Source organism: Brotaphodocola sp., assembly GCF_050873065.1.
In the GTDB taxonomy this organism is placed as follows: Bacteria; Bacillota; Clostridia; order Lachnospirales; family Lachnospiraceae; genus Brotaphodocola.
Map to the genome: position 1 here is coordinate 1 of NZ_JBNMIC010000075.1, position 8,389 is coordinate 8,389.

Annotated in this window: 8 protein-coding genes; all 8 read left to right on the top strand. The window is 50.4% G+C overall.

Going from position 1 to position 8,389, the window contains the following annotated elements; translation table 11 throughout:
• The coding region (locus ACR0QE_RS12340; protein ID WP_432628643.1) for an ATP-grasp domain-containing protein at nt 1-1,053 on the top strand (1,053 nt) is incomplete at its 5' end.
• A 30-nt stretch (nt 1,054-1,083) separates the two neighbouring features.
• Nucleotides 1,084-1,398, top strand: coding sequence for a cyclic-di-AMP receptor (locus ACR0QE_RS12345; protein ID WP_432628651.1), 315 nt, complete (start codon nt 1,084-1,086; stop codon nt 1,396-1,398).
• 256 nt (nt 1,399-1,654) lie between these two features.
• Entirely contained in the window at nt 1,655-2,299 is a 645-nt protein-coding gene (locus ACR0QE_RS12350; protein WP_432628644.1) for a class II aldolase/adducin family protein, read from the top strand.
• A 96-nt stretch (nt 2,300-2,395) separates the two neighbouring features.
• On the top strand, nt 2,396-3,367 hold the full coding sequence (locus ACR0QE_RS12355) for an MDR/zinc-dependent alcohol dehydrogenase-like family protein (RefSeq protein ID WP_432628645.1): 972 nt from the start codon (nt 2,396-2,398) through the stop codon (nt 3,365-3,367).
• Between the two features lie 65 nt (nt 3,368-3,432).
• Nucleotides 3,433-4,548 carry an S-methyl-5-thioribose-1-phosphate isomerase gene (gene mtnA, locus ACR0QE_RS12360; RefSeq protein WP_432628646.1) on the top strand — a complete coding sequence of 372 codons (1,116 nt, stop codon included), beginning with the start codon at nt 3,433-3,435 and terminating at the stop codon, nt 4,546-4,548.
• A gap of 325 nt (nt 4,549-4,873) precedes the next feature.
• Complete coding sequence (locus ACR0QE_RS12365) at nt 4,874-6,079, top strand: BMP family lipoprotein (protein ID WP_432628647.1); 1,206 nt, start codon at nt 4,874-4,876, stop codon at nt 6,077-6,079.
• Between the two features lie 253 nt (nt 6,080-6,332).
• Nucleotides 6,333-7,874: an ABC transporter ATP-binding protein gene (locus ACR0QE_RS12370; protein WP_432628649.1), complete on the top strand. Its 1,542-nt coding sequence runs from the start codon at nt 6,333-6,335 to the stop codon at nt 7,872-7,874.
• Nucleotides 7,861-8,389 (top strand): ABC transporter permease subunit (locus ACR0QE_RS12375; protein ID WP_432628650.1); only part of this gene is annotated, 529 nt, incomplete at its 3' end. The genes ACR0QE_RS12370 and ACR0QE_RS12375, both read left to right, overlap by 14 nt.

Consider the following 8,389-nt stretch of genomic DNA (forward strand, 5'->3'; position numbering starts at 1 on the left):
ATGCAGATCTGTATCAACGATCACGATGTGGATGAGTTCATCGGCATCATCAACCAGATTGCACAGGATCACCCGATCCTTGTCGACAAGTACATCATGGGTAAGGAGATCGAGGTCGACGCCGTTTGCGACGGTCAGGACATCCTGATCCCGGGCATCATGGAGCACATCGAGCGTACCGGTATCCATTCAGGAGACAGTATCTCCGTATATCCGGCGCCGAGCATCACTCCGGTTGTCGAGGCAAAGCTCGTTGACTACACCGAGAAGCTTGCTCGTGCACTTCACGTAAAAGGCATGATCAACATCCAGTTCATCGTCGATGGCGAGGATGTCTACATCATCGAGGTAAACCCGCGTTCCTCCAGAACCGTTCCGTACATCAGCAAGGTAACCGGAATCCCGATCGTTCCGCTCGCAACTCAGGTGATCTGTGGTCACACGATCCGCGAGCTTGGCTATGAGCCGGGTCTGCAGAAGAAGTCCGAGTACATTGCGATCAAGATGCCGGTATTCTCGTTCGAGAAGATCCGCGGCGCAGATATCAGCCTTGGACCGGAGATGAAGTCCACCGGTGAGTGCCTTGGTATCGCAAAAACCTTCAACGAGGCTCTGTACAAGGCATTCGAGGGCGCAGGCATCAAACTGCCGAAGCACAAGAACATGATTATCACCGTTCGTGAGTCCGAGCATCAGGATGTCGTTCCGATTGCAAGACGTTTCCAGAATGTCGGATACAAGATCTTCGCAACCCGCGGAACCGCAAAAGTGCTCAACGACAACGGCGTGAAGGCATTCCCGGTTAGAAAGATCGAGCAGGAGTCCCCGAACATCCTCGATCTGATCCTTGGACACGAGATCGATCTCGTCATCGATATCCCGCACCAGGGCGCAGAGGCGAGCCACGATGGTTTCGTGATCCGCCGAAATGCAATCGAGACCGGTGTTCATGTGCTGACAAGCCTTGATACGGCCGCTGCACTTGCAACGAGCCTTGAGAACCGTGCAAAAGAGCTGACTCTGATCGATATTGCAACCGTAAAAGGCCGCTAAGTTTCAGAAAGGACGGTGTTTGCTGTGGAAATGATGATGATTATTGTGCAGGAACAGGACTATGAGAAACTTGCTGCACTCTTGATTCGCAACCGGATTCTTGCGACAAAATTTTTGACGGAAGGACTTTACACGAACAAGAAAAACATCACGCTGATGATCTGTATTGAGAAGGAGCGTGAGCAGGAGGTTCTCGAGTATGTGCGCCAGAGCTGTACGGAGCGCTATGAGGACCGTCAGGTCTGGGAGTACAATGGAAAAACGATGGTCGATGTGGTGCGCAACATCAAGATCGGTGGTGCAACCGTCATCATTTCAGGTGTTGACCGCGTTCTGAAATATTGAGAAGAGTTAAGAGAAGAGTCGAAGAAAAGACTGAAAGAAAAGACTTAAAGAGAAAAGTCGGAAAAAAGGTTTCACGGACAGTTCAAAAAGGGGACTGGCCGTGGGGCCTTTTTTCGTTTGGAAAAAACAGATGTTGTCAGATTGGAAAAATTCGTGTACAATTTAATCATATCGTGATGTTTTTTCTGCAATTATTCGGATACCTAAAAAGTTTTGCGGAAAAAATACAATTTAGAATTGGATGGGGGAAAAAACCATGTCAGAAGAGAAAACTGGAAAAATGAATCCGGAAATTATGGAGGAGAAGAAAAAAGAGGTGCTTCATGCGGCAAAGAAGGCGTATGAGGAGAAACTGATGGCGGGCACGAGCGGAAATATGAGCGTGTACTGTCCGGACTGCGGACTCATGGCGATCACGCCGAGCTCCTATGATTACAGCATCATGGAGGAGAAGGATATCGTTGTCATTGATCTTGACGGAAATGTGATCGAGGGCTGTCATCGCCCGTCCTCCGAGTGGAAGATGCATGCAGAGATCTATCGCCATCTGCCTCGCGTTGGCGCAATTGTCCACACACACTCTCCGTATGCGACCTCATTTGCGGTGACGCACACAGAGATTCCGGTCATTCTGATTGAGATGATCCCGTTCCTCAAGGGAAGCATTGAGGTCAGCCCGTATGCGACACAGGGAAGTGCCGAGGTCGGACTGAATGCGGTTCCGATCCTCGAGAGAAAGAATGCCTGCCTGATGGCAAATCATGGCGTTGTCGCAGTCGGTGCGACGATGGCTGAGGCCTACATCAACAGCGTTTACGTCGAGGATACCGCAAAAATCTATCACATGGCTCTGAGCGTCGGAACGCCGGTTGAGATTCCGGGATACGAGAAAGAAAAATAAGAGAGAGATGCGGAACAGCTGTGAATCAGGAAAAGAAAAAAGAAATTAAGAAGAAATTATGAAGAATAAGGAGAAATAAGGAGAGACAGAAAGGAAATGCGTGGAGTTTATTTTAATGGAACGGGAGCAGAGTTTCGCGATGACCTTCCAAATCCGGTCCCGACGGCATCGGAGAGTCTGATCCGGATTCTCTGTGCAGGCGTGTGCAACACGGACCGGGAAATCTTGAAGGGTTACCGTCCATCGTTTCGCGGTGTGATGGGACATGAGTTTGTCGGAGTTGTCGAGGAGTCGTCGGATCCGTCATGGGTTGGAAAGACGGTTGTCGGCGAGCTGAATGCAGGATGTGGTCACTGCATCTACTGCCGGACCGGGCGCGAGAAACATTGTCTGACACGGCGCGTGATCGGAATGGAGAGAAAGGACGGATGCTTTGCGGAGTATATGACACTCGAGACACATCTGCTTCACGAGGTTCCGTCCGCTTTGGCACCGGAGACAGCACTGCTCACGGAGCCTCTTGCGGCGGCACTTCAGGTCACGAAACAGGTTCATATTAAACCGGATCTTCCGGTCGCTGTGATCGGAGACGGGCGGCTGGCTTATCAGGTTGCAAGCGTTCTGCGCCTGACCGGGGCGAATCTGACTGTGATCGGAAAACATCCGGAAAAGCTCGCTCAGTTTGCTTCGTTTGGCAGGACGATGACGGTGGAGCAGGCGGAAAGTCTTGCAGATCAGGCACTCGAGTCCGGTGAGGGGAGCTATGAGATCGTCGTGGAGGCGTGCGGAGCGCCGTCCGGCTTAGAACTTGCGACAAAGATTGTGCGCAAGCAGGGCACGATTGTCTTAAAGAGCACCTATGCCGGAAAGACGAATGTCGACATGAGTTACTATGCAGTCAACGAGATCACAATCAAGGGAAGCAGATGCGGCCCGTTTGAGCCGGCACTGCGCCTTTTAGAGCAGGGGCTTGTGAAGTTGCCGCCGGTGGAGTTTCATGAGCTTGAGGACTATGAGAAGGCGTTTAACTCCCGGGCTTTCAAGGCAGGATTCCGGATCGGGAAATAGTCTTAATTTAAGAGAAAATAAAAAGAAAAATTACAGAGAAGAAAAATTACAGAGAGGACAGGACAATGGCAGAATTTTTGATGGAAGACGGCAAGATGGCAGCGCCGGAGAATGTGAGACTGAGTGAGGATGGAAAGGCGGTTGTGATTCTGGATCAGACCAAGCTTCCGAATGTGACGGAGTTTTTGACACTCGACACCGCAAAGAAGATGTATGATGCGATTTTTGAGCTTCAGGTGCGCGGGGCACCGGCAATCGGAATCTGCGCGGGTTACTGCATGTATGTGCTCTCCGGCCAGATTGCGGAGAAAACGAAAGATTACGAGGGATTTCTCGCAAAGTTCCGTGAGCAGAAAGAGTACTTAAACTCTTCCCGTCCGACCGCAGTGAACTTGAGCTGGGCGCTGAACCGGATGGAGAAGACTGTGATTGCAAATAAGGAAAAGAGCGTCGATGAGATCGTTGAGATCCTTGGAGCGGAGGCAAAGGAGATTCAGGAGGAGGACCAGCGCATGTGCCGGGCAATCTCCGAGTATGGCCTGTCTCTGATCAAGGACGGCGATGGAATTCTGACCCACTGCAATGCAGGCCCGCTTGCAACCTCAAGTTACGGAACCGCTCTCGGCCCGCTGTTTCTCGGCAAAGAGCGCGGAATGAATTTCCATGTATTTTCGGATGAGACGAGACCGCTCTTACAGGGCGCACGCCTGACTTCCTATGAACTTCAGAAAGCAGGCATCGATGTGACGCTGATCTGCGACAATATGGCGAGCATTGTAATGAAAAACGGCTGGGTACAGGCCTGCTTCGTCGGCTGTGACCGTGTGGCTGCAAATGGAGATGCGGCAAATAAGATCGGAACGAGCGGAGTTGCGATTCTTGCAAAATACTATGGAATCCCGTTCTATGTACTCGGACCGACCTCGACGATTGACTTGAACTGCAAGACGGGTGCGGATATCACGATCGAACTTCGCAATCCGGATGAGATCAAAAAGAAATTCTACGAGAAGCCGATGGCGCTCGAGGAAGTCAAGTGTTACAACCCGGCTTTTGACGTGACCGATCACGAGCTGATTGCAGGAATCATCACGGAGAAGGGCATCTGCCGTGCGCCGTACACGGAGAGCCTTGCAAAGTTATTCGAGAGAGAAGATGAAGAGGCAGAGGCTTCCAAGTAAGGGAAGAAGCGGAAAAAAATCAAAGATTCTGAGAATTTGACTGCGATTGATTTGAAAAATCGTGAATACTCATAAGAAAATTTAATAAATAGTGAGAGAAAAAGAAGAATTTTAGAAGAATTGGTTGATATTCGCCGTGATTTGTAGTAAAAATATACATGTAATCATTTTTTTCTTTCTCAATAACGTCTGTCTGCAAAATGGGGAAACTGCCTAGAACGAGGCTTTTATAGAGAACAAAAAAGTGCACCGGGCAGACATCGGGCGGACAAAAAAGAGAGCGGACAAAGATGAGAACTCAACAAGAAAGAAGGAGAAACAGATTATGAAAAAAGTTCTGAGTATCGCACTGGGTGCAGCAATGGCAGGAACTCTTCTGACCGGATGTGGCGGAAGCAATGGTTCCGCACAAACTACCGCAGCAGCAAAGGATGAGACCACTGCAGCAGCGGCAGAGGGTGAGAGCAAGGCAGAGGGCGACGTTCAGGCATCCGGCGATGCATTAAAGATTGCGATTGTCAGCAGCCCATCCGGCGTAGATGATGGTTCTTTCAACCAGGATAACTACAACGGCGTTCTGGCATTCATCGAGGAGAATCCGTCCGCAACCGTTACCCCGGTTCGCGAGGAGAGCGGAGATACCGCAGCAGCTCTTCAGGCAGTTGCAGATATTGTTGCAGATTATGACGTCATCGTATGCTGCGGCTACCAGTTCGCAGGAATCGGCACCCTTGCAGAGGACAACCCGAATGTTGATTTCATCCTTGTGGACTCCAATCCGTCTGATGCAGAGGGCAATGAAGTCAGCTGTGACAACATTTATGCAATGACCTTCAAGGAGCAGGAGGGCGGCTTCTTCGCAGGTATGGCAGCAGCACTTGAGTCCCAGTCCAAGAAAGTTGCAGTTGTAAACGGTATCGCATATCCGTCCAACGTAAACTATCAGTTCGGTTTTGAGTCCGGTGTCAACTATGCAAATGAGAAATTTGAGGCTGGCGCTGAGATCGTAGAGCTTCCGTCCTACGCAGGTACTGATGTGACCGGCGCAAATGTTGGCGGCAACTATGTAGGCAGCTTCGCAGATGAGGCAACCGGTAAAGTAGTCGGCAAGGCTCTGATCGATGAGGGCGTTGACACGATCTTCGTTGCAGCAGGCGGTTCCGGAAACGGTGTCTTCACCGCAGCAAAGGAAGCAACCGGCGTGAAGGTAATCGGTTGTGATGTAGACCAGTATGATGACGGTGCAAACGGTTCTGACAATGTCATCCTGACTTCTGTTCTGAAAGTGATGAGCATGAACGTAGAGAAGCAGCTCAATGCAGTTAAGGACGGCTCCTTCAAGGGTGAGAATGTGGTTCTGGGTGCAGATACCGATTCTACCGGCTTTGTAAAGGCTGAGGGCAGAAACCAGCTGTCTGAGGATACGATCAGCAAGCTCGATGAGGCTTATGAGCTCGTAAAGGATGGAACGATTGTTCCGGCATCTAACTTCAACGGAGAGACTCCGGAGGATTTCACCGGATTAAAGTAATTGGGATACCGGAAAATGGAGTTTTAAAGTTTTAAGAAACACAAAGGTTCCGGCTTTGTGGGTCCTTGAGTCAAGAACTCATAAAAGCCGGCCTTTTTGAATGCCTCAGATCAGGCAGCAGATAAGTGTCGCATGACAGCAGAAAGCGTGCTGGCTTGCGGCACCTATGCGTTTACAGGAAAATCCATGAACGGCAGCAGATTTTCCTGGGTATTCAAAAGGGAACAAAAAATGGAGATAAGGAGGTCGATTTATGTCGGAGTACATCATTGAGATGAAGCACATCACCAAGCGTTTTCCCGGCATTGTGGCGAACCAGGATGTGAACCTGCAGATCAAAAAGGGAGAGATTTTTGCTCTTCTGGGAGAGAACGGAGCGGGAAAGTCCACGCTGATGAGTATGCTGTTCGGCATGTATGAGCCGGATGAGGGCGAGATCTGGATTCGCGGAAAGAAGGAGAATATCACCTCTCCGAGTTATGCAACAAAACTGAATATCGGTATGGTGCACCAGCACTTCAAACTGGTATCCAACTATACGATCACGGAAAACATCATTCTCGGACTGGAAAATAAGGATAAGAAGTTCGGTTTCCTGCCGTGGGTGGATTTGAAGAAAGCAGACAAAAAGGTTGCAGAACTGTCAAAACAGTATGGCCTTGAGGTCAATCCGACTGATGTGATCGAGGACATCAATGTCTCCATTCAGCAGAGAGTTGAGATCCTGAAAATGCTCTACCGCGAGGCGGAGATTTTGATTTTTGATGAGCCGACGGCAGTGCTGACCCCGCAGGAGATCGAGTTTCTCTTAAAGATCATCAAGGGACTGCGCGACGGTGGAAAGACGATCATTCTGATTACACATAAGCTCGAGGAGATCAAGCAGGTTGCTGACCGCTGCGCAATCTTAAACCGTGGACGCCTGATTGATGTGCTCGATGTGGCGACGACCTCGACGAAGACGATGGCAAACAAGATGGTCGGCCGTGAGGTCAATTTCCAGGTTGAGAAGAAGCCGGCAAATTTCCGTGAGACGGTGCTTGAGGTCAAGAACCTCACCGTGCGCAACCAGGATCACTTTGATGTGGTGAAGAACGTCTCCTTCTCGATCCGGGGCGGTGAGATTTTTGCGATTGCAGGTGTCTCCGGAAACGGTCAGATTGAGGTCGCAGATGCGATTGCGGGACTTGCGGAGGCTGCAGAGGGACAGATCCTCTTAAACGGAGTCGACATCACGCACGAGAGCATCCGAAAGAGAACACTTCAGGGCATCTCCTACATTCCGGAGGATCGCCAGAGCTATGGCCTTGTCCTCGACTTTACGCTTGAGGAGAACTTGGCACTCAAGACTTACTTTAAGGAGCCATTCTCTCATCACGGGGTTCTGAATCAGAATGCCTTTGATGAGTACGGAAAAGAGCTGATTGACCGCTATGACATCCGAAGTGGTCAGGGAATCAAGACGATCGTCCGCTCAATGAGTGGAGGAAACCAGCAGAAAGCGATCATCGGCCGTGAGATTGAACTGAAATCGCCGCTCATGATCTTCGTGCAGCCGACGCGAGGCCTCGATATCGGTGCAATTGAGAACATTCACCGCCAGATCATTCAGGAGCGCGATGCGGGCAAGGCGATTCTTCTGATTTCTCTCGAACTCGATGAGATCATGGACTGTGCGGATACGATCGGTGTCATTTATAACGGTCAGATCCAGAAGATTGCAGACGCCAAGACACTGACGACGAGTCAGGTCGGAGAATTTATGATGGGGGTGAAAGCGGATGCAGAAAAATAATCATACAATCAAAAAGGGCTTCGTTCGCCTTCTCGGAAACGAGCGCCATCAGGCAGTGACGATTCCGCTGTTTGCCATTGTGCTGAGTCTTCTCGCCGGTGCGGTTGTCATTCTTGCACTCGGGAAGAATCCGCTTGTGGCCTATGAAAACCTGCTTCAGGGTTCCGGAATTCTGCCGAAGGCGACTTATGCCGGCCATAAGAGCATGCTGACGGATTTCATGAGCTTTATGAACGCGTGGACGCCGATGCTCTTTGCTTCCCTTGCAGTTGCGGTTGCACTGCGCGCAGGTCTGTTCAATATCGGTGTCTCCGGTCAGATGCTGACAGCAGGTTTTGTGACGACACTGCTGATCGGATACAGCAATCTTCCGGCCCCGGTTGCAAAGCCGCTCGTCCTGATCTGCGGAATCATCACCGGCGCACTCGTCGGTGCACTGATCGGATGGCTGAAAGAGAAGTTCAACATCAATGAGGTGGTATCCTCGATCATGATCAACTACATTGCACAGTATG